The organism is Trichococcus flocculiformis, assembly GCF_900113645.1.
Classification (GTDB): domain Bacteria; phylum Bacillota; class Bacilli; order Lactobacillales; family Aerococcaceae; genus Trichococcus; species Trichococcus flocculiformis.
Window position 1 is genome coordinate 43,944 of the sequence record NZ_FOQC01000010.1, and the last position, 20,371, is coordinate 64,314.

General features: G+C 50.3%; 20 protein-coding genes, 1 pseudogene and 1 riboswitch. Of the genes and pseudogenes, 4 read left to right on the top strand and 17 right to left on the bottom strand.

Features of this window, described 5'->3' with window-relative positions; genetic code table 11:
* Positions 1-6: 6 nt before the first annotated feature.
* Positions 7-780, bottom strand: coding sequence for a Fe-S cluster assembly ATPase SufC (gene sufC / locus BMZ71_RS05900; RefSeq protein WP_068561111.1), 774 nt, complete (start codon positions 778-780; stop codon positions 7-9).
* Positions 781-1,035: 255 nt separating this feature from the next.
* Here sufC and BMZ71_RS05905 point away from each other — a divergent pair, with 255 nt between their 5' ends.
* Positions 1,036-1,761, top strand: a complete 726-nt coding sequence (locus tag BMZ71_RS05905; protein ID WP_086988160.1) for a gamma-glutamyl-gamma-aminobutyrate hydrolase family protein — start codon at positions 1,036-1,038, stop codon at positions 1,759-1,761.
* A gap of 312 nt (positions 1,762-2,073) precedes the next feature.
* On the opposite strand, the gene BMZ71_RS05910 is transcribed toward BMZ71_RS05905, so the two are convergent.
* The 10 genes and pseudogenes from BMZ71_RS05910 to dapD all read right to left on the bottom strand — a co-directional run bounded on the left by BMZ71_RS05910 (position 2,074) and on the right by dapD (position 11,633).
* Entirely contained in the window at positions 2,074-2,430 is a 357-nt protein-coding gene (locus BMZ71_RS05910) for a glycine cleavage system H family protein (protein ID WP_086988161.1), read from the bottom strand.
* 17 nt (positions 2,431-2,447) lie between these two features.
* On the bottom strand, positions 2,448-2,801 hold the full coding sequence (locus tag BMZ71_RS05915) for an arsenate reductase family protein (protein WP_086988162.1): 354 nt from the start codon (positions 2,799-2,801) through the stop codon (positions 2,448-2,450).
* Positions 2,802-2,825: 24 nt separating this feature from the next.
* Entirely contained in the window at positions 2,826-4,022 is a 1,197-nt protein-coding gene (locus BMZ71_RS05920; RefSeq protein WP_086988163.1) for an FtsW/RodA/SpoVE family cell cycle protein, read from the bottom strand.
* Between the two features lie 127 nt (positions 4,023-4,149).
* A complete protein-coding gene (locus BMZ71_RS05925; protein ID WP_086988164.1) occupies positions 4,150-5,139 on the bottom strand; it encodes a YihY/virulence factor BrkB family protein in 990 nt (329 codons plus the stop codon).
* Between the two features lie 749 nt (positions 5,140-5,888).
* On the bottom strand, positions 5,889-6,929 hold the full coding sequence (locus tag BMZ71_RS05935; RefSeq protein ID WP_086988264.1) for a branched-chain amino acid aminotransferase: 1,041 nt from the start codon (positions 6,927-6,929) through the stop codon (positions 5,889-5,891).
* Between the two features lie 351 nt (positions 6,930-7,280).
* Positions 7,281-8,252, bottom strand: a pseudogene (locus BMZ71_RS15285) (aldo/keto reductase).
* Between the two features lie 15 nt (positions 8,253-8,267).
* Positions 8,268-8,798 (bottom strand): DUF2179 domain-containing protein, encoded by a 531-nt coding sequence (locus tag BMZ71_RS05945; protein ID WP_086988166.1) that lies wholly within the window; start codon positions 8,796-8,798, stop codon positions 8,268-8,270.
* A gap of 34 nt (positions 8,799-8,832) precedes the next feature.
* Entirely contained in the window at positions 8,833-9,351 is a 519-nt protein-coding gene (locus tag BMZ71_RS05950; protein WP_086988167.1) for a hypothetical protein, read from the bottom strand.
* A gap of 394 nt (positions 9,352-9,745) precedes the next feature.
* Positions 9,746-10,888 (bottom strand): M20 metallopeptidase family protein, encoded by a 1,143-nt coding sequence (locus BMZ71_RS05955; RefSeq protein ID WP_086988265.1) that lies wholly within the window; start codon positions 10,886-10,888, stop codon positions 9,746-9,748.
* Between the two features lie 31 nt (positions 10,889-10,919).
* The gene (dapD, locus tag BMZ71_RS05960; RefSeq protein WP_068561102.1) at positions 10,920-11,633 is read right to left on the bottom strand and encodes a 2,3,4,5-tetrahydropyridine-2,6-dicarboxylate N-acetyltransferase; all 714 of its coding nucleotides are present in this window, start codon (positions 11,631-11,633) and stop codon (positions 10,920-10,922) included.
* Between the two features lie 159 nt (positions 11,634-11,792).
* A riboswitch (Lysine riboswitch) is annotated at positions 11,793-11,938 on the bottom strand.
* Between the two features lie 345 nt (positions 11,939-12,283).
* On the opposite strand from dapD, the gene BMZ71_RS05965 reads away from it, so the two are divergent.
* Positions 12,284-13,450: an aminotransferase class I/II-fold pyridoxal phosphate-dependent enzyme gene (locus BMZ71_RS05965; protein ID WP_086988168.1), complete on the top strand. Its 1,167-nt coding sequence runs from the start codon at positions 12,284-12,286 to the stop codon at positions 13,448-13,450.
* Between the two features lie 333 nt (positions 13,451-13,783).
* Here the strand turns inward: BMZ71_RS05965 and scfB are convergent, their stop codons facing one another.
* From scfB to BMZ71_RS05990, 5 genes are all read right to left on the bottom strand, one after another.
* Entirely contained in the window at positions 13,784-15,214 is a 1,431-nt protein-coding gene (gene scfB / locus BMZ71_RS05970; RefSeq protein ID WP_218142773.1) for a thioether cross-link-forming SCIFF peptide maturase, read from the bottom strand.
* 41 nt (positions 15,215-15,255) lie between these two features.
* The gene (scfA, locus tag BMZ71_RS05975) at positions 15,256-15,411 is read right to left on the bottom strand and encodes a six-cysteine ranthipeptide SCIFF (RefSeq protein WP_086988169.1); all 156 of its coding nucleotides are present in this window, start codon (positions 15,409-15,411) and stop codon (positions 15,256-15,258) included.
* Positions 15,412-15,581: 170 nt separating this feature from the next.
* Positions 15,582-17,054, bottom strand: coding sequence for an aminotransferase class I/II-fold pyridoxal phosphate-dependent enzyme (locus BMZ71_RS05980; protein WP_177187515.1), 1,473 nt, complete (start codon positions 17,052-17,054; stop codon positions 15,582-15,584).
* 121 nt (positions 17,055-17,175) lie between these two features.
* Positions 17,176-17,742, bottom strand: a complete 567-nt coding sequence (locus BMZ71_RS05985) for an NADPH-dependent FMN reductase (protein WP_177187516.1) — start codon at positions 17,740-17,742, stop codon at positions 17,176-17,178.
* Between the two features lie 100 nt (positions 17,743-17,842).
* The gene (locus BMZ71_RS05990; protein ID WP_086988171.1) at positions 17,843-18,694 is read right to left on the bottom strand and encodes an SMP-30/gluconolactonase/LRE family protein; all 852 of its coding nucleotides are present in this window, start codon (positions 18,692-18,694) and stop codon (positions 17,843-17,845) included.
* A 203-nt stretch (positions 18,695-18,897) separates the two neighbouring features.
* Between BMZ71_RS05990 and BMZ71_RS05995 the strand changes: the two genes are divergently transcribed.
* The gene (locus tag BMZ71_RS05995; protein WP_177187517.1) at positions 18,898-19,260 is read left to right on the top strand and encodes a hypothetical protein; all 363 of its coding nucleotides are present in this window, start codon (positions 18,898-18,900) and stop codon (positions 19,258-19,260) included.
* Between the two features lie 27 nt (positions 19,261-19,287).
* A complete protein-coding gene (locus BMZ71_RS06000) occupies positions 19,288-19,890 on the top strand; it encodes a hypothetical protein (protein ID WP_086988173.1) in 603 nt (200 codons plus the stop codon).
* 176 nt (positions 19,891-20,066) lie between these two features.
* Here the strand turns inward: BMZ71_RS06000 and BMZ71_RS06005 are convergent, their stop codons facing one another.
* Entirely contained in the window at positions 20,067-20,267 is a 201-nt protein-coding gene (locus BMZ71_RS06005; RefSeq protein ID WP_068561097.1) for a cold-shock protein, read from the bottom strand.
* Between the last annotated feature and the right edge of the window lie 104 nt (positions 20,268-20,371).

The following is a 20,371-nucleotide window of genomic DNA, read 5'->3' on the forward strand; positions in this document are numbered from 1 at the left end:
GTCCTCCTATTCTTCATCCAATTGGATATCTAGACCTAATTCGTCGCGGATGCCGCGGTAGCCTTCCGCTTCCAGACGTTTCGCCAAGCTGGCGTCGCCGGATTTCACGATGCGGCCGTCCATCATGACATGGACGAATGTAGGGTGTACATAATTCAAGAGACGTTGGTAGTGGGTGATGATCAGGACGCCGAAGTCAGGACCGGACATCAGATTGACGCCTTTGGAAACGACTTTCAGAGCATCGATATCCAAACCGGAGTCGATTTCGTCAAGGATCGCGAATTTCGGTTCGATCATCATCAATTGCAGGATTTCGTTGCGTTTCTTTTCTCCACCTGAAAAGCCTTCGTTCAAATAGCGTTCGGCCATTTCTTCCGGCATATTCAGGATTTCCATTTTTTCATCCAATTTCTTGATGAAGTTCATGACCGAAATTTTGTCGTCTTCCGGGCGGCGGGCATTGATGGCTGCGCGCATGAATTCAGCGTTTGTGATGCCGGCGATTTCGCTCGGATATTGCATCGCCAGGAACAGGCCTGCGCGTGCGCGTTCGTCGACTTCCATTTCCGTCACATCTTCGCCGTCCAAGAGAACTTGGCCTTTTGTGATTGTGTAGCTCGGATGACCCATGATTGCTTGTGACAAAGTCGATTTACCTGTACCGTTCGGCCCCATGATGGCGTGGATTTCACCGGTGTTCATCACCAGGTTGACGCCCTTCAAAATTTGTTTATCCTCAATGGAGACATGCAGATCTATTATTTCTAAAGTAGACATAAATTAACTCCTCACAATCTATATATTTTAATCGAACCTTCATTATTGACACTACAACTATTTTAACCCAATTGAAAACCTTTCGCAATGGAATCATTATGAAAACCCCATTAATCAACGATACTTCTTTTCAATTTATAATCATTATAAACTATCGACCGATTTTGTCCACTCATAAGAACGATTCTTTCCCATATTCCCGATTATGATGTAAAATGATGAAAATCAGCCAAGAAAGAAAGGAAGACATCATATATGAGACCATTGATAGGTATCACCGGCAACCAATTACTGGAGGCTGTCCCTGCTTTCTCAGGAATTTCCGTCGCCTACACACCCATCGGATTCGTGAAAGGCGTACAGGCCGCAGGAGGTAATCCTTTGATCATTCCCATCGGCGCCCCCGAAACGGCAGCCGACTATATCGCTAAAATCGACGGACTGCTGCTGACTGGGGGACAAGATGTTTCGCCAAATTTTTACGGCGAAGAACCGAGCCTGCACATCGGCGCGACCTTCCCTTTGCGCGACGACTTCGAAATGGCGCTCGTGGAGGAAGCTTTGAAACAGAAAAAACCGATCCTGGCCGTCTGCCGCGGCTTGCAGATCCTGAACGTTCAGATGGGCGGCAGCCTATATCAGGACCTTGCGCATGAATATCCGGATATGCGCATCCAGCATGTACAAAAGACCGACTTCAAATATGCGACCCACTCCGTCATCGTGATGGAAGGCAGCCACCTCCACGAACTGGTCGGTGAAAAACTGTCGGTGAATTCCTTCCACCATCAAGCGTTGAAAGTTGTTGCCAAAGGTTTGCAGCCGGTCGGATACAGCCCTGATGGTCTTGTTGAAGCCGTTGAAGCGACTGATCCGGAACAAAGCATCCTCGCCATCCAATGGCACCCGGAGACGATGATACCGGAAGCTAAAAGCATGCGTCTGTTCTTTGAGGATCTGGTCGCGCGGGCTGCGCGCTAGGAGGATTTCGGTTTTCGGATTCGGGTCTCGGGTTTCTGGTCTCGGGTTTCGGGTCACCAGCTCCGGCGAGAGAACCTTGGCCGGAGTTGGTGGCGGAATAGTTTCGCGTCCTCCGGTGAGGAAACGTTCGCCGGAGGATCGCACAGGATAATCCGTTTTCCTCCGGCTAAATCCCTCTCACAGGAGAAAAGAACAGTTCCTGGCCGGCTCCTCCGGCCGACCCGGCCTTCGCCGGAACACAATTAAAAATCAAAAAGGCAAGCACTCGGACACGATGTCCGCATGCTTGCCTTTTCATCTTTTCACATTCTTCTAAAGTCCGGATTCATTCTGCAAAGCTACGAAGTCTTCAGTAGATACGTCCGTCAGCTCGACGATCCAGTTCATTGCTGCATCTGTGCTGTTCAGGTTCTCCGGATTGTTTTCCAATGCTTCGTTGACTGCCGTAACCGTACCGGCCAATGGAGAGGCCAAGTCGGTCATCGCTTTAGCGGCTTCGACACCGATCAGCGTGTCGGTCGTTTTGATTGCGCCCGTTTCAGGAAGATCGATGAAGCTGACTTCGCCCAGATCGTCCTGGCCTTTTTCGGATAGGCCGACGATGTATTTGTCCGCTTCCTTTTTGATCCAGAAGCCGTTTTCACTGTATTTCACTGTATTTTCAGTCATGTTTTTCCCTCCTTCGCTTATTTCCAGGTCGTGCTTAATTTTTCTTCGTCGTGGCCGACCGTGATCTGCGTGCCGTCCGTTACGAATGGCCGGCGGATCAGCATGCCGTCCGATTCCAGCAGGTCAAGCGCTTCTTCGAGGTCCATGCTGTCGAGTTTGTCCTTCAGTTGCATTTCCTTGTACAGATTCCCGCTCGTGTTGAACATACGGCGAAGCGTCAAATTGCCGGATGCGATCGCTTGGCGGATGCTTTCACGGTCGGGACGCTCTTCGCGGATGTCCTTCAATTCGTAGGCGATGCCTTCTTCGTCGAACCAAGCGCGCGTTTTTTTGCAGGTCGAGCATTGGGGATGTTGGTAAATTGTGATCATATAAGTGCCTCCTTGGGTTTGGATTCAGATTCCGAAATGTTCGTCCTCTTCCGAGAACATGTAGCTGCGGTAATGGTAGCGCATCGACATGACCAGTCCGATCCCCAGCATATTGCCGAGGAGCGCCGAGCCACCTTGCGAGATGAACGGCAACGGAATACCGGTGATCGGCAACAACCCGATCGTCATGCCAATATTTTCCAATACGTGGAACAGGATCATCATGATGACACCTGTCGCCATGTAGGCATAAAATTCATTTTTCGTGTCAAAACAGATGCGGATCATTTGGTAAATCAGCAGAAAATAGATAAAAATGAGAAAACAACCGCCGATGAAGCCGAAATTCTCGCCGATAGTGGAAAAGATCATATCGGAGACGCGCACCGGCACGTGGACTTCGGAAACGCCGAGGCCTTTGCCGAACAGTTTGCCTGATCCGATCGCTTTCATGCTTTGCGCCAATTGATAGGCGTCCCCGGTACTGTCCCCAAACGGGTCGAGCCAGGAATCGATCCGGGCGAATTGGTAATTCTGGAAACCGAAATTCAGGAGCACATCGCGGTTGTAGACAACCAGGTAGATGAGCAACGATCCGAGTGCCCCGATTATCCCGAATACGGGCAACAGGATTTTCCAGGATACGCCGGAAAGGAACGTCATGCCGATGATGATCGCCAGAAAAACGAGTGTCGTACCGAGGTCGTTCTGCAGGATGACCAAAAGGAGCGGCGGCGCCGACCACATGGCGATCTTCAGCAGCAGGTTCATGTCGGTTTTTTCGGTCCGGTCATCAATCTGCATATTGTGCTCGGTGATGACCCGCGCCAACATGATGATGAGCGCAACTTTCACGACTTCGGACGGCTGAAAAGTGACACTACCGAAGCGGAACCAACTTTTTGCCCCTTGGAGATAGTAGGTATTGCGGTCATAGAAGATCAGGACCAGGAACAGAAGCAGGATGCCGGCCCCATATGCGATCGGGGCAACTTTCCAAAGTTGTTCGGAATCGAAATGCATCACGATGGCGGCGGCGATGATGCCGATACCATACCAGACGATCTGCATGATGGTCGTACTGATGTCACCATCCGTCTGCAGGACGGTCGTTGAATAAATCGTCAGGACGCTGATGATGGCCAGAAGGAATACGGACAGGATAATGCCGTAATCGATCTTCGAAACATCCGCATTCTGCGTAGTTTGTTGATTTCGCATGATTAAATCCTTTCTTTCAAAAACAATAGGCGTGCTATCCTCTCATTATATAGAAACTTCGCGCAAAAAAAAAGGCGCCGAGGTTTAAAAAAACCTAAACCTCTTTGCCCTGTCTTTCTGGATTCGATCATATGTCTGCCTGTTTGTTCGTTTGGATACGCAGTTTTTTACGGATCAGACGCCGTTTCAGAGATTGCTCGTTGACACTCAGCGCCAATGCGTTCTTCGAATAACGGATTAAGTAGCGGCTCTCTTCCTTCAGCGCGACCGGCAACGGCTGGAAGTAATGGTACAGCATCACATTCAAGAAGCCACCAAGAATCAGCACCGTTCCCATCAGATACAACCACAACAGCAACGTGATCACGACCCCGATTGCACTGTTACCGATGGCCTGATTGCCGGCGACACCGACATACAAGGAGAACAGCTGCGAAATCAAGAGGAAGCCGATCGTTGCGAACGCTGCACCCGGTAGCGAATATTTAAATGACCAGCGCACATTCGGCACCACGTAATAAATGACTGTCATGATAATAGCGATGATCAAAAAGGCAACGATCCAGCGAAAATTTTCGAAGGCTGTGATGAAGTCCAACTGGATGGACAAAAACTCTTCGAAGAAATCCCGGATATACCTGCCGAACATGAACAGGAAAGCGACAAACGCAATCATGGCGACAAGCAGAAAGGCGATCACGAACGAAAAGATTCTGTGGACGATGAAATTTTTCCGCATCTTCGTGTTGTACACTTGATTCAAAACGTTCTGGAAGACATTGAATGCTTTCGACGCCGTCCAGATCGACAGCACTAGTCCGAATGAAACGACCCCACTGCTGCCACTGTTCAAGTATTGTTCCAGTATCGGGGTGAGTGTATTGCTGACTTCAAGCGGTAGGGCCATCTCCACGTAGGAGAGTACCTGCTCCCGCGGCAACGGTAATAACGGGATGATGTTCCCCAGCAACAACAGTGTAGGAAGCAGCGCCAACAAAACATAGTACGCCATCTCAGCCGACTGTCGCCCGATTTCCATCCGGCCCCAATGTTGCTGGAAAAGGACCATGATTTGGCGAATTTTTGGATTCTTGATGTATTTTCTTAATGCGTTCATTTGCTTTTTCCTCCCGCCAAGATCTATAGCTTAATCATAGACAAAAGCAGCTAGGAATGCCACCGAAAAGCATTGATTGTTCGATTCACCCTAGTTGCTCCGTCAGCGCCGGCGAAGGCGGCCCTTGCCGGAGATGAAGATCCCAGGGAAATGTCACCTCCGGCTTGCGCGGCTTCGCCGAAGTTCGCCCTCCGGATAACGACTCTCCTCCGGCCATCATTCGCTCGCCGGAGTTGGTCGCCGGCACGCACGCTGTTCTCCGCGGAGCGGCCCGCTCACCGGCGCTAGCGTTTTCCGCCGGCGAAGACGGCCCTTGCCGGAGATGAAGATCCCGATAAAATGTCACCTCCGGCCTGCTCGGCTTCGCCGGAGGTCGGCCCCCGGATAACGACTCTCCTCCGGCCATCATTCGCTCGCCGAAGCTGGTCGCCAGCACGCACGCTGTTCTCCGCGGAGCGACCCGCTCACCGGCGCTAGCGTTTTCCGCCGGCGAAGACGGCCCTTGCCGGAGCTGGCAATCCCAGGAAAATGTCACCTCCGGCCTGCTCGGCTTCGCCGGAGGTCGGCCCCCGGATAACGACTCTCCTCCGGCCAACATTCGCTCGCCGGAGCTGGTCGCCGGCACGCTCGCTGTTCTCCGGCTAGCGCTCCCTTGCCGGAGCTGACGACCTGTTCCGGCAGCCAGAACCAAAAAAACAGCCCTCCGCCAGCATAAAAGCTTTGGGAGAGCTGCATTTCGTTCAATCGGATCAGTCCACTTTCACAATCCAACCTTCCGGCGCTTCGATGTCGCCGAATTGGATGCCGGTCAGTTCTTCATACAATTTGCGCGTCACCGGGCCGACTTCCGTTTCCGAATAGAAGACATGGAAATTGTCCCCATGCTGGATGCCACCGATTGGTGAGATGACAGCCGCGGTACCGCACGCGCCGGCTTCGCTGAATTCATCCAACTTGTCGATGTAGACATCGCCTTCTTCGACTTGCATGCCCAAGTGGTGCTCGGCCAAGTACAACAAAGAGTACTTGGTGATGCTCGGCAGGATCGAGGGCGATTTCGGTGTCACAAAGCGGTTGTCCTTCGTGATGCCGAAGAAGTTTGCGGAGCCAACTTCTTCGATTTTCGTGTGCGTTGCCGGATCAAGATAGATGCAGTCGCTGAAGTTGCGATCATGCGCTTCTTTACCGGGCAGCAAGCTGCTTGCGTAGTTACCGCCGACTTTCGCTGCACCCGTACCATGCGGTGCGGCGCGGTCGTAGTCGGACACGATGAAGTTCGTAGGCGTCAAGCCGCCTTTGAAGTAAGGGCCTACCGGCATCGCGAAGATGGAGAAGATGTATTCGGTCGCCGGGCTGACGCCGATGTTGTCGCCGACTCCCATCAGGTATGGACGCAGATAAAGTGTGCTGCCTGTGTTGTACGGCGGAACCCATTTCTCATTCGCCTTTACGACCGCTTTAGCCGCTTCGACAAATTTTTCAACCGGAAACTCTGGCATCAACAGTCGTTGGCAGCTGTTGATCATCCGCTTGGCGTTTTCTTCAGGGCGGAACAGGTTAATGCTGCCATCTTTTGTGCGGTACGCCTTCATCCCCTCGAAGCAGGATTGGCCGTAGTGCAGTACCGGAGAGCCTTCGCTGATGTGGACTTTGTTGTCGGTCGTCATTTTGCCGTCGTCCCATTTGCCGTCTTTCCAATAAGAAATGAAGCGGTAATCCGTCTTGATGTAACTGAATCCTAGATTTTTCCAATCGATGTTCAACGCTTTTTGTTCTTCTGTCTGTGTCATTTCTGTCATCCAAACCACTCCATATCTCTATTATTTACCTGTCATACTGAAAAAAAAAGAATGAGCCTCTGTGATTAGGCTCATTCTTTATGAGAGCCCAATGAAACGGAAAGAGGACTCTACTTGTAATAAGTAAGAACCCTGGGCTAATTCACTTCTAGAATGACTAGGGCATCGAATGAGAACAACGCTCTCTTTTTGTTCTGTAGTGTGCACATTCCGCAAGTCGCATCCATTCTCATTCTCCCCCTTTTGTTTGTTAGATTATGATGTAATTCTATGCCTGATACTAATGAATGTCAAATGCTTTTTTCATCATTTTGTAATGTAAGCATTTTGATGAACAGAAAATCATTTCGGCAAGCGGTATGATGCCGGGAAAGCCTGCTGGATCAAAGCAATGTCCGCTGCATCCAGACGGACTTCAGCGGCTTCGAAATTCTCAAGCACTTGCTGCCGGTTGCGTGCGCCAGGAATGACGGCGTCGACGACGTCTTTGGTCAAATAATAGGCCAGAACGATATTCTGCAGACCAGTGTGGTGCTTCACAGCGAGCGGCCGAATCAGATCCACGCGTTTTAGGATATCCAGATAAGTATCACCTTGGAACTGCGGACGCTGCTGTTGTTTCTCCGACAGAACCGAAGTTTCCGTGTACTTGCCGGCCAATAGCCCGGATGCGAACGGGAAGTACGGGATAAAGGAGATGCCCTGTTCGCGGCAGTAAGGAAATAGATTTTCTTCGGCCGACTGGTTCAGGAGGTTGTATTCATCCTAGACAACGTCGATGTAGCCGTTAGCATTGCCTTCCTTCAGCTGCTCCAGATTGAAATTGGAGACGCCGATGGCACGGATCTTTCCTTGTTCCTTCAATCGCTGCAGCGCGCCGACAGCTTCGGCTTTGGGTGTCGCTTCATCCGGAAAATGGATGTAGTAAAGATCGATATGATCGGTCTGCAGACGTCTCAGACTGTTTTCGACCTGCTCCGTCAGAAAACCCGGATTGTTGTTCAGGACCATTCCCGCTTCAGTCACCTCGTGTGCACCTTTTGTGGCGATGACCACGTTATTGCGCAGGTTGTGTTCCTTCAATGTCTTGCCGATGATCGTTTCGGAAGTGCCCATTCCATACATAAACGCCGTGTCGATGAAGTTAAGCCCTTTATTGATCGCGCTCAAAAGCACGTCACCGCCGTATTCGGTGTTCGTTTCCGGATCGGCTGCGGCGATTTTGTTCGCACCCAGCCCGATCGGATGGATCAGCAGGTCGGTTCTTCCCAGTTTCACAAGTTCTGCCATGTCGTTTCCCCTTTCCTTGTCCATTCATTTATTCATTCATTATTTGCCGAGGTGGACGCGCTTGGACCAGAAACCTCCATGGATGTACTTCGGATCGTATGATACCATGAAAGCTTTCGGATCGATTTCCAACACTTTATTTTGCAGGTGGCGTTCGGCCTTGCGTGTCAGCAGGATTTCGAGCACAAGGCGCTCGCCGTCTCTTCCGTTGGCTCGGTAGCTGGAGACCCCGTAGCCGAGATCGCGCAGTTGATTCGGCATCGTACTGCTTACATCTTGTGTCATGACCGTAATCATCGTATAACCGAGTGCGAGCCAATCCTCGATTTTGATGCCGATACCGATGCCGGCGCCATAGCCGAGTGCATAGGCCGCCAGGTTGAGCGGATTGTCCAGACTGTTCATGACCATCGACAGACCCAATACATAAATGACGATCTCCACCATGCTCAAGAGCGGAGCCAAGATGCGGTAACCCTTCATCGTCAGCATGAAGCGGATCGTATTCAGCGTCACATAACTCAAATTGATTGCAAATATTTTTGCCAATAATCCTAAATCGAAAATCATCATCACTCCTTATTATTCTCTACCGTTCGACCCATCAGTATTGTGCAGGATGGCGGACGTATTCGCCGGTGACGATATCCATTTCCAACAATTCCCCGGTTTCGCCGTTATAGCGGTAAAAACCGACGGAACTGGACACTTCGGCCCCATTTTCGCGGACGTTGATGGTGACTTCATTCCCCTCGACTGATTCGACAATGAACAAGTACACTTCGCTTTCGACATAACCTGTCAATTGCGTGATTGTCTGTTTTGCTTCAGTGATCAGCGTAGCCTGCTCAGCGGTTTGGTCAGTGCCAACGCTGGTTGCGGAATCTGCAGTAAGGCTGCTTGCCGACGGTGTTTGAGTCTGGACACTCTCGGATTTTTCCGAAATGCTGGCTCTGGAAGCTGCTTGATCGCTCGCTTCGCTGGCTGCTTGTGTATCGGATTGAACTTGTGAGCTGCTTGTCGCCTTCTCGGTAGCTGATGTATCTGTTGCTGGATTTTGGCAAGCGACAAGCAGCCACGCGGTTGATCCTAAAAGAAATGCGGATAATCTCTTCTTTTGCATAATTCCCCTTCTTTCATACAGTATATGTTTCTATTGTACCTTTTTTGCGGAGAAATTGCTTTTGCGATCCATCAACTTAATCGAACCTTTACAATTTTATTGGATGTGGCGCAATATTGCAGCAGTTCATCAGGGCAGAAAGATTATGTTGCCACCTGGAACTCCGGTGAAGAACGCCTTCATCGTAGGACGGCGATGCAAGCTGACCGGTAATACCGGCCACTCCTCCGAGGAGGCTTATGCTAGTCGGAGGAGCACGTCTGAATGCGGTCCTGTCCTCCGGCGAACCCCCCTCACCGGAGGACGGCAATCATCATCCGCCTCGAAAGCAAAAAGCACCCCAGTGAGGGTGCTTTTTGGTCTTATTATGTGTTCGGTGATTTGCTGTTGGCTTTCAGCCCTTCAGCCCTTCCTTTTCCAGGATCAGGTCGTAACATGCGATCCCTTTCAGCAACACCTTCTCATCGAAGTTGAAGCGGCTGCTGTGGAGCGGATGCGTCCAACCCATGTCGGGACGGCCGGTACCGAGCAGGATGAAGGCGCCGCGGATGCTTTCTTGGTAGAAAGCGAAGTCCTCGGCCAGCATCAATGGTTTGACGACCTCGTAGGCATCGACCGGCAAAGCGTCCATCAAGGTGCCGATCATGTCCGCATCGTTTGTGACTTCCGGATAGAAATCGCGGATATCCAACGTGCAGATGACACCGCTCAAACGCTCGATGCCGGCGCAGATGTCGGCAAGGCGTTCCTTGATGGAAGCATAGACCGCCTTGTCGTAACTCCGGATCGTCCCTGTCAATTCAGCCTTTCCGGCCACGATATTGCGGGCTTCCCCGGCATGCAGCGTACCGATGTTCACGACAGCTGGTTGCAGCGGATCGAGATCGCGGGCCAGAATGTTCTGGACCGAAAGCAGGATCTGCGCGGCGGCGATCAAGGCATCCTTGCCGAAGTGCGGCTGCCCGGCATGCGAGCTGACGCCTTCAAGCGTGATGTCGAATTCACCGTTGCGCGCCATCAATGGACCCTTGGCCAAGCCGAGAATACCTTCCGGCAGGCTCGGATACAGGTGGTAACCGTAGATTTTTTCGACCTGCAACTCCTGCAGGATCCCGGAATCCATGATCCATTTCGCACCGCCTGGCCCTTCCTCAGCGGGCTGGAAGACCAAAACGAGTGATTTTTCCAGCATCGGCAGGGACTTCAGGTATTTCGCGAAACCCAACAACAGGGCCATATGCCCATCGTGTCCGCACGCATGCATTTTTCCAGGGTGAAGGGAAGCGAAATCCGCTCCAGTTTCCTCGGTTACCTCAAGGGCATCCATATCCGCACGGAAAGCAACCGCTACCGGGGACTTACCCTCCAGAACTGCTACCCAGCCCGTTTCGGCGGTGCTGATCGGTTCATAACCGAACGCCACCAGCTTCTGGCGGACGTATTCCGAAGTCAGCGGCAGATCGAAACCGATCTCCGGAATCTGATGGAGTTCCCTTCTGATCGTTTTCACCGTATCGTATAATTCTGCAATCTGCATGCTGTTCACCTGGTCCCTCCGCGTGTAGTTATTAGTCTCTTAAGTCAGCCAACAATTGAGTTTTTTCGCTTGTCTTTTCGTCCTTCATCTTCACGATTTTTGCAGGGGATCCCGCAACTACCGCGTTAGCCGGTACGTCTTCCAATACGATCGCGCCAGCTGCGACAACAGCGCCTTCGCCGATGTGCACGCCTTCGATGATGACAGCGTTCGCGCCGACCAAAACACCGTCTTCGATGATGACTGGTGATTTCGATGGTGGCTCAAGAACACCTGCAACCACTGCGCCTGCTCCAATGTGGCAGTTTTTGCCGATCGTGCCGCGTGCGCCGACTACCGCGCCCATGTCGATCATTGTGCCTTCGCCGATGACTGCGCCGATGTTGATGACCGCACCCATCATGATGACAGCGCTCTTGCCGATTGTTACATGATCACGGATGAATGAGCCAGGCTCGATGCGTGCATCAATTTTGGTAGTGTCCAACAGCGGAATCGCAGAATTGCGTCTGTCGTATTCCATGACTTGATCCTTGATCTTGTCTTTGTTTGCTTCCAAGAAAGGATAAATCGCTGAAGCGTCTCCGAAGACTGTGTAGCTGTCTCCGCTTCCGAAGAATTTCAAGCCTTCGTAGGCAGGATTTTCAAAATCCCCTTTGATGTAAAGTTTTATGGGTGTTTGCTTTTCGGCAGCTTTGATGTAAGCAGCGATTTCATAAGCATCTGTCAATAATAGTTCGCTCATTTTATGTTTCCTCCCGATCATTTTTTTCTGTTCCAACATGCCCATTATAGCATGCCAACCTGTTTTTGCCCTATGCGGCGGACGACCGTTTGTTCCTGAAATGCAAAAAAAATAGCGGTAAGCGAGTGCTTACGGCTACGGAGACCTGCATTCGCCCAACCAAGCTAAAGCGCAATCCTTTGTCATCGGGCAACGACAATGGAACAGCCCCACATTTGTTCAACCTGGGTCCAGCATTCGCATGCTTCGGCGACCGTCCCTTTCCCTTGCGGTACTCTTGACCAGCCGCGACCTCTTTTCGCTTGGCGATTCATTTATTTTTCTAATCGTACACTTATCCGGCAATCCTGTCAACCGCTCTGGCACAGAAGCTTCTTTCCGCTTGTCCTTTACGTGTTTTTGAGATAATTGTTTGGATACGAACGGGGCTCCGGATCGGAAAGTGCCGGGAAGGACCGGCCGCCCCTATGTGAAAACGCTCATTAAACTCGCGGATTTCTAATTTTCACCCCGGAGTATACAAATTTGCATAGAAATACGCCTGCAATCGTGTTATGTTATTTTCATGAGTTTGGACGTCAGCAGTCGGTTGGCGTATGTTCGGCTATACATTAGATCAAGGATATTTCATCTGGAGGAGATAATAAATTATGAGTAGAGAAACGAATCGTTTTGTCAAGCAACTGAAAGGATCGCCCATCCGTAACTTCGACGCCGCCATCAGTGATGTGAAGGACCTGATCCGTTTCACGATGGGAGAACCTGATTTCGATACGCCGGATTTCATCAAGGCTGCCGCCACAGAGGCTTTGAACCAGAATCAAACGCACTATGCCCCTTCTGCCGGTGTTCTCGAGACCCGCAAGGAAATCGCAAAATTCATGGAGCGGAAATACGGCTTGCACTACAACCCGGAGACCGACATCGTCCTGACGGTCGGCGCAACGGAAGCGATCACCGCCTCGATGTTCGCGCTGATGAACCCGGGCGATAAGGTGATCATCCAATCGCCGGCTTTTCCGCAGTATGAATACGTTACGCATTTGGCGGGCGGGCACAGCGTCAAGATCGACACTTCGGAGACCGGCTTCCTGATCACACCGGAAGACTTGACGGCGGCGTTGGATGCGAATCCGGAAACGAAGATGATCGTGCTGACCTATCCCAACAATCCGACCGGCGCGACTTACACAAAAGAAGAAGTCGAAGCATTGGCCGCGGTCATCAGGAAATATGATGTTTTCGTGCTAAGCGATGAGATCTACAGCGAACTGACCTACGACGGTGGTCATACATCCATTGCCGAGTTTATCCCTGAGCAGTCGATCGTGATCAATGGCACTTCGAAAAGCTATGCGATGACCGGCTGGCGCGTCGGCTTTGTCGCTGCCCAAGCAGACTTGATCCGCGAAATTTTGAAATATCACCAAAGTCTGGTCACATGCGGTTCCACGCCTGCACAAATGGCGGCTGGCGTTGCCTTCCGCGACGGCGATGAAGTGACAGCCACGATGAAAGCTGCCTACCGCAAACGCCGGGACATCCTGTTGGAAGGTCTGACTGCTGCTGGTCTGAAGATGAACAATCCGGATGGTGCCTTCTACCTGTTCCCGCGCATTCCCGAGCAATACGGCGACGATGATTGGAACTTCTGCATCGACCTCGCGCGTAAAGCCGGCGTCGGCGTCATCCCTGGATCGGCTTTCGGCGAATCAGGAGTCGGCTATTTCCGCATGAGCTACGCCGCCAGCAATGAGAATGTCATCGAAGGCTGCCGAAGGATCGTTGCCTTCCTGGAAGAATTGAACAAGAAATAAGGGAATAAATGTTGAACCGCACCGCACAATCGGGCGATTGTGCGGTTTTTTTCTGTTGACTTTTCAGCCGGGGATACGGCTAACATTTTTGCTTTTTCGTATTTTTGCTTTTTGCTCCGGCGAGAGCCGGTCTCGCCGGAGGTCCGGCTAACATATCAGTTGTTTCCTCCGGTTAGGGTGGCTTCCCCGGATGTAGTGGCGGTATTTTAATTTATTCTCCGGCTAAAGACGTCTTTACCGGAGGAGCAGCCGCGCCGCACGCCGCATGTCTCCGCGACAAAAAGAAGTGCGCGCCGGCTACGAATCCGCCGCACACTTCTTTACTTCATTCCATTACTCGGCAACCATCGCTTCGGCTTCCATCTCGCGGATCGATTCCGCGACCTTCACCATCATCGAGCATTCCACGCGTTTGCGGAACAGGTCGCAACTGAATTCATAATTGCCTTTCAGTGAACCTGTTGCATGCAGGGAGTTTGCAGGGCAACCGCCGCTGCAATACAATTTTGCCCAGCAATCTTGGCACTCCGGTTTGGAATAGCAGTTGACTTCCTTGAATTGGCTTTGCAGTTCCGGTTTGGTCACGCCATCCCAGATGTTGCCCAAGCTGAATTCTTCATCGCCGACGAACTGGTGGCAAGGGAACAATTCGCCCCAAGGTGTGACAGCCATATATTCCGTTCCTGATCCGCAGCCGGAGATACGTTTCTGGATGCACGGGCCTTCGGAAAGGTCCAGCATATAGTGGTAAAAAGTGAAATCATTGCCCTCTTCGCCGCGCTTCAGCATTTCCTCCGCCAGGATTTCATACTGTCTGTACAGTGCCGGAAGATGTTTCTCCGTCAAAGCGTAAGGTTCTGAAGGATCGCAGATGACTGGTTCCATCGACAGTTTGTCGAATCCAAGATTAGCGACGTGGAAAATATCGTTTGTGAAATCGACGTTATTGCCTGTGTAAGTGCCTCGGACGTAGTATTCCTTGTCGCCGCGCCCTTCCACGAATTTCTGGAATTTCGGCAAGATGTAGTCGTAGCTGCCTTTTCCGTTAACAGTACGGCGCAGACGGTCATGGATTTCCTTGCGCCCGTCCAAGCTCAATACGACGTTGTACATTTCTTTGTTCAGGAATTCATTGATTTCGTCGTTCAACAGCATGCCGTTCGTTGTGAAAGTGAAACGGAAAGTCTTCCCGGACTCCTCTTCCTTACTGCGCGCATATTCGACGATCTGCTTCACAACGCGCCAAGCCATCAACGGCTCACCGCCGAAGAAGTCGACGTCCAAGTTACGGTGGAATCCGGAATTCTCAAGCAGGAAATCGATTGCTTGCTTGCCGACTTCGAATTTCATGATCGCCCGGTCGCCGTTGTACTTGCCTTGGCTCGCGAAACAGTAATCGCAGGTCAGGTTACACGTGTGCGCCACGTTCAGGCACAGAGCCTTCACGAAGGTTTGGCGGTTCTTCAAGTCGACGGAAAGGTTTTGGTACATGTCTTCCGTGAACAATTCTCCGTTGGCCTTTAATTCTTCAACATCCGACAGCGTATCACGGATTTCTTGTTCGTTGATTTCAGGGTCGTTCGCATATTGTTCTAACATCATCGTGACGATTTCTTCGATTGGCGTTGCTTCATAGAGTGCGATGATGTCGAAGGCAAGATCATCCACGACATGCACAGCACCGCTGTAGGTATCCATTACGATATTATATCCATTCAGTTTATATTGATGAATCATTTCGGTTTCAAACTCCTTTTTGTCCATAAAATTGCCGCCTAACTGAAATCAGTCAGGCGGACTCTTTTTTACTTCGCTGCTTGTTTAGGGTTCACACAGCTCTGATTAGCGATTCCGCAAGAAGTTTTGCATGCGGATTGGCAAGATGTTTGGCATGCGCCGCAGCCGCCGTGTTTGGCAGTATCCTTCAGGTTGCGGGTGCTTAATGTTACGATTCGTTTCATAACGACATCTCCTCTGAAATAGGTTAAGGAAGCATATTGCTTGACAGAAAAACGCTCCCTTTGTGATTAATTTTACCAACAAATTGTTAGCCCGTCAATCTACCGTCCTATCAGCATAGTGACCGTTTTTATCGCTATCGTGATTCATCCAATAACTATCAAAATGCAAGTTAGTGAGCAAGGCTTTCGTGATGCATTATTTGGATATTTTTCGGAAGCCCATCGGCATCGCTGTAGACCTTTGTTCCCTTTTCCAAAAGCGTATGGACTTGGCGGATAAACCCATTGCTGATCCGTTCCCCAGGCACCAGCAAAGGAATTCCGGGCGGATAAGCCCATACGTATTCGGCTGCCATTTGCCCTATCGCGTTTTCAATCGGGCAATCTACTTTTTCCGATTCCAAGGCCTGCCAGATTTCGCATTGCTTTTCAGGCAAGGAAAAAATTAAAGTGACGTCATTTGAGCTATGCTCCCCGTTATGCGGATTGAGCGTGTTGTCAATGGCCAATAGCGCATCGGCCAAAGCAGCCATCGCGGCTTGCGTATCGCAGACGCTGGCCATCGCCAACGCATGATCGCCGTAAGCCATCTCCATTTCAATATGGTATTCGCTCCGCAACATTTCGGATAGTTTCTGTCCGGTCAATCCGGTTCCTTGCGTCGAAATCAAAATTTTGCCTTTGTCGAAGGCGAAAAAGGTTGGGTGCAGCGCCGACCTATCGTTCCCGTGGCAAAGCACCTTGAGATGCTGTAGCTGTTCCATTTTTTCCGAGAAGCCGGCTAACCTTTGATTGTAGTTTTCGAATAGCTGCTCTCCCTCGTCCCGCAGCAAGCGGAAACAGCGGTCGATCGAAGCCATCAATACATAGGACGGTGAACTGCTTTCGAAGATGGCGAGTTGCCGTGCCACTTCTTCCGGTCTGATCAGGTCGCCAGTAAGATGGGCCAAAGACGTCATGGTCAACGATGGCAACGTCTTATGCAGACTCTGAATTACGATGTCAGCGCCCAGTGCGGTCGCGCTGGACGGAAAATGTTCCGAGTGATTGAAATGCGAGCCGTGCGCCTCATCGACCAACAATGGGATGCCGTATGCATGGCAGATTTCCGCAATCGCCGCGATATCACTGACAAGGCCTTCGTACGTCGGCGAAGTCAATACGACCAACTGCGTATCCGGATGCGTTTTTAGCGTATCTGCGATGCTCGCAGTCGCAATACCACCATAGATTCCAAACGCTTCGTCCATCTCAGGCATCAGATAGACGGCTTCCAATCCAAAAAGCTCGATCGCATGGTAGACTGACTTGTGGCAATTCCGGGCGATGGCAATCTTGCCACCGCGTTTCATCGCGGCGCGGATTCCCGCCAAGATTCCGCAGGTACTGCCGTTCACGAGGTAGAATGAGCGCTCGGTACCGTAGAAGTCTGCGATTTCTTCCATATATTCATTGAGGATGCCGCTCGCGCCGTGCAGATTGTCGAATCCGTCTATTTCCGTGATGTCGATGTTGTAAGGAAGATCTGTGCCGAGCAGCGCGGTGTTCCGCTTATGCCCCGGCATGTGCATCGGAATGCTGTTGGATGCCGCATGTGCTTTCAGTCTGTCCGACAAAGAAGGTTTATTTGTATGTTTATCCATTTGTTTTTCCTTTTCTGGGTGATAGTTGTCTGCCTTCATTATAGCAGAGGAAAAAAGAACCGAGACAAACAAAATACCCATCCTCACGCTTTTTCGTGAGGACGGGTATTTCCAGCGTTTACTATTTCGGTTGTTCTGTGCTTTCGATCAATTGGACAAAAGCATCCACAATTGATTGGAAATATTCTTTCGTCGTTTCTTCCTTAACGGAACCGTCTTCGTTCAACAATTTGTGGACATTTCCGATATAGGCTTCCGGCTGCTGCAAAGGCACCATATTAAGGAAAACAAGCACTTGCCTTAAGTGATGATTTGCACCGAATGCCCCTAGCGCACCCGGGGATTGGCTGATGACCGCGACCGGCTTACCGTCCCAAAGGTTGGCACCATAAGGCCGCGAACCGACATCCAAGGCATTCTTCAAAGCCGCCGGATAGGAACGATTGTATTCAGGGGTCACAAGCACAAAGGCATCATAGCTTTTGATTTCTTCACGGAACGGGGTGTATGCATCAGGAAGCATGCCCGCCACATCGTCGAAATCCTGATTATACAAAGGTAAATGGCCAATTTCCATCAACTCAGTTTCATACCCGTCCGGGAACAGTTCCGCAAACGCCAAGGCCACTTTTTTGCTGTAGGCCTCTTCGCGCAGACTGCCAACCAAGAATCCGATCTTCTTCACCATAAAAATCATCGCCTCTCTTATTTTTGAATCGCCTCACACTCTTATTATAGTGAAACAAAATTACCTTTTCCAATGATTTGATTTACCAGAGAAGCCTCTTCTAAGACAACTTCACGCGGAACAATCCGCCAGCCAACGGCTCTTGCGTTTCGCCATCCTTTGCGGTCGTTATATACAGATACTCCAAATTTTCCCCACCCAGACAGCAGGACGTCACATTCTTAACCGGCATCCGGATTTCCTCAAGCTTTCCGCCGCTCTCCGGGTCCCACCTGCAGACTTTTTCGCCGCCGTATTGCGCCACCCAGATCATACCTTTCAAGTCCACACACATGCCATCCGGGTTGCTGCCATCGGTAATTTCAATCACATATTCTTCAAATATCGCTTCACCTGTTTCAGGATCATAAGCATAGCTGCCCACTTTTTTGGTCGGCGTGTCAATGAAATACAGCGTCTTTCCAGCCGGTGACCAGCCCATCCCGTTGGCTAAAGTGAGGCCATCCAAAACTGTTCGGACCGTGCCGTCCTTTTCGATGGCGAATAAAGCGGCTTCCCCTTCATAGGTGCCCTGATAGCCCATCGTCCCGACAAGCAGTCGGCCTTGCGGATCCAGCTTCCCATCGTTGTAGCGCATCCGTTCGTCATCGTGTGCCTTTACCACCTGTTGCTTTTCTTTCGTCCGCGGATCGATCCGGAAAATGCCGCTTTTTTCAGCCTCCAGAATCATCCCCTTCTGATCGAGAACGGCGCATCCCACTGGTCCTTCGGTTAAGTAGGTCTCCACCTCCCCAGTTTCAGGGTCGATGGCGTAGATCATGTTGTCTTCGATGGAAACACAATAAATCAGGTTGTTCTGCGCATCCCAGTGCGGTCCTTCCAACAATGTCGATCCAGCATAGAAAACCAGTTCCGGTTTTCTCACCTTAGCCTTTTCGGATTTCTTTTCCATATTTCTTCACCTCATATTACTGTGTCATTCTTACACACAGTATATACCAATAAAAAATGCTTTCCAATTGATATGATTTTATGGATAGTTTTTGACATCCGGTGATTGCGATTTTTTGTTCTGCTCCGAAAAATGCTATACTTTATGTGACTGTCCAAATGGAAAGATACTTTTGTACACATCTCATTTAAAGGAGAATGGCCATGGAAGAACGCAATACGCTTTTGATCAATCAGAGCACCATCATTTTTCCCTTGGGATCTTTCCAGGAAATCGAGGATGAACTCATCCTGAAGGCGGACAAGATCATCGTTGACCATGTGGACCAAGCTCTCCATCGCGGTGCTTTAAAAAAACTGACAGGTGAAGGACAATTATCCGAAAATAATATTTTTGCTACGTTGGGCGAATTAGCGGTCGGAAAGAAAGATGCCGACGACCTTTCACAGGGCATCACCCTCTGCATCCCGATCGGCACCGGAGCGATGGATGTTGCGATCGCCGGAGAAGTTTACCGAAGAGCACTCGAAAAAGGAATGGGTTACGCCTTTGATTTTGAAGCATAAAAACAGGAACGAGTAGGAGGGATTTTTATGAATACCAACAACATCGAAAAACAAAACAGCCACTTGAACTTGCAGGATCAAGCGGTGCAGGATATTTTCTTGCTCTATCAGGATTATCCGGAAGTGCCTTACATCTCCGAAAAACGCGACAAGGAAGGTTGGCTCAATGCCGTCCGGATCGGGTCAGAACAGCTTGTCCCAAAACGCAATATAATCCGTTTTGAAGAAGATATCCTACCTGGACACTTGATCTTGTTGTGGCGCATTCAGTTTGGCACCTTCACGAACGAGAGCGTTTATCCGAAATATTTCGAATACAATTACGGTATCAATGGCCGTCAAGCTTTGGATGAAGTGATCGAAAAAGGCTATGCGGTGGAACAGTCAGCGACCGATTCGCTGGACCACCTGAACGCAGCCGGCCTGAAAGCCATCCTGAAACACTACGCAGTAACCGGGTATTCTAAGATGAAGAAGCCGGAATTGATGAAGCTCGCTAAACAGGAATTGAGCGAAGATCAGCTCGCCTCCCAATTCCCACTGAGGGGCTACCGCATCACTCCGGCAGGCGAAGCGATCCTGGCAAAATATCCGGAAGTCGTCGACCGCCATCCCAAGAAGAAATACTGAAAAAAATAGCAAAAGCCTCAGGAATCCGATGCTGCTTCGGCTTCCTGAGGCTTATTTGTCTATATTTCGATCCGCTTCTCAAGAGAAGATTTGTTTCCTCGGAGGAAGATTGATCCATTTGATGCCAAAAAAAGAACCTAATCCGAAGACTAGGTTCCTATAAGTTTAATTTTGAATTAAGCTTTGTTTACGTTTGTTGCTTGAGGTCCACGGTTACCTTCTTCTACGCTGAAAGTTACTGCTTGGCCTTCTTCTAAAGATTTGAAACCTTCAGATTGGATAGCTGAGAAATGTACGAATACATCGTCTCCGCTTTCGCGTTCGATGAAGCCAAAACCTTTGTCTGCGTTAAACCATTTTACTGTACCTTGTTCCATAATTGAAAATCCTCCTCGTGCTATTGCACTTTATCATACATTGTTGCTAACGCTACGGATCGGAATTTTCGTAATGCAATTCTTTTCTCTAACCCAACAAAATG

Excerpts from the sequence above, each read along its gene's own strand:
- BMZ71_RS05980 (WP_177187515.1), bottom strand. The coding sequence starts at position 17,054 with ATGGATAAACATACAAATAAACCTTCTTTGTCGGACAGACTGAAAGCA.
- BMZ71_RS05910 (WP_086988161.1), bottom strand. The coding sequence starts at position 2,430 with ATGACTGAAAATACAGTGAAATACAGTGAAAACGGCTTCTGGATCAAA.
- BMZ71_RS05935 (WP_086988264.1), bottom strand. The coding sequence starts at position 6,929 with ATGACACAGACAGAAGAACAAAAAGCGTTGAACATCGATTGGAAAAAT.
- BMZ71_RS05985 (WP_177187516.1), bottom strand. The coding sequence starts at position 17,742 with ATGGTGAAGAAGATCGGATTCTTGGTTGGCAGTCTGCGCGAAGAGGCC.
- dapD (WP_068561102.1), bottom strand. The coding sequence starts at position 11,633 with ATGAGCGAACTATTATTGACAGATGCTTATGAAATCGCTGCTTACATC.
- BMZ71_RS05990 (WP_086988171.1), bottom strand. The coding sequence starts at position 18,694 with ATGGAAAAGAAATCCGAAAAGGCTAAGGTGAGAAAACCGGAACTGGTT.
- scfB (WP_218142773.1), bottom strand. The coding sequence starts at position 15,214 with ATGGACAAAAAGGAGTTTGAAACCGAAATGATTCATCAATATAAACTG.
- BMZ71_RS05995 (WP_177187517.1), top strand. The coding sequence starts at position 18,898 with ATGGAAGAACGCAATACGCTTTTGATCAATCAGAGCACCATCATTTTT.
- scfA (WP_086988169.1), bottom strand. The coding sequence starts at position 15,411 with ATGAAACGAATCGTAACATTAAGCACCCGCAACCTGAAGGATACTGCC.
- BMZ71_RS06005 (WP_068561097.1), bottom strand. The coding sequence starts at position 20,267 with ATGGAACAAGGTACAGTAAAATGGTTTAACGCAGACAAAGGTTTTGGC.
- sufC (WP_068561111.1), bottom strand. The coding sequence starts at position 780 with ATGTCTACTTTAGAAATAATAGATCTGCATGTCTCCATTGAGGATAAA.
- BMZ71_RS05955 (WP_086988265.1), bottom strand. The coding sequence starts at position 10,888 with ATGCAGATTGCAGAATTATACGATACGGTGAAAACGATCAGAAGGGAA.
- BMZ71_RS05920 (WP_086988163.1), bottom strand. The coding sequence starts at position 4,022 with ATGCGAAATCAACAAACTACGCAGAATGCGGATGTTTCGAAGATCGAT.
- BMZ71_RS06000 (WP_086988173.1), top strand. The coding sequence starts at position 19,288 with ATGAATACCAACAACATCGAAAAACAAAACAGCCACTTGAACTTGCAG.
- BMZ71_RS05965 (WP_086988168.1), top strand. The coding sequence starts at position 12,284 with ATGAGTAGAGAAACGAATCGTTTTGTCAAGCAACTGAAAGGATCGCCC.
- BMZ71_RS05905 (WP_086988160.1), top strand. The coding sequence starts at position 1,036 with ATGAGACCATTGATAGGTATCACCGGCAACCAATTACTGGAGGCTGTC.
- BMZ71_RS05915 (WP_086988162.1), bottom strand. The coding sequence starts at position 2,801 with ATGATCACAATTTACCAACATCCCCAATGCTCGACCTGCAAAAAAACG.
- BMZ71_RS05950 (WP_086988167.1), bottom strand. The coding sequence starts at position 9,351 with ATGCAAAAGAAGAGATTATCCGCATTTCTTTTAGGATCAACCGCGTGG.
- BMZ71_RS05925 (WP_086988164.1), bottom strand. The coding sequence starts at position 5,139 with ATGAACGCATTAAGAAAATACATCAAGAATCCAAAAATTCGCCAAATC.
- BMZ71_RS05945 (WP_086988166.1), bottom strand. The coding sequence starts at position 8,798 with ATGATTTTCGATTTAGGATTATTGGCAAAAATATTTGCAATCAATTTG.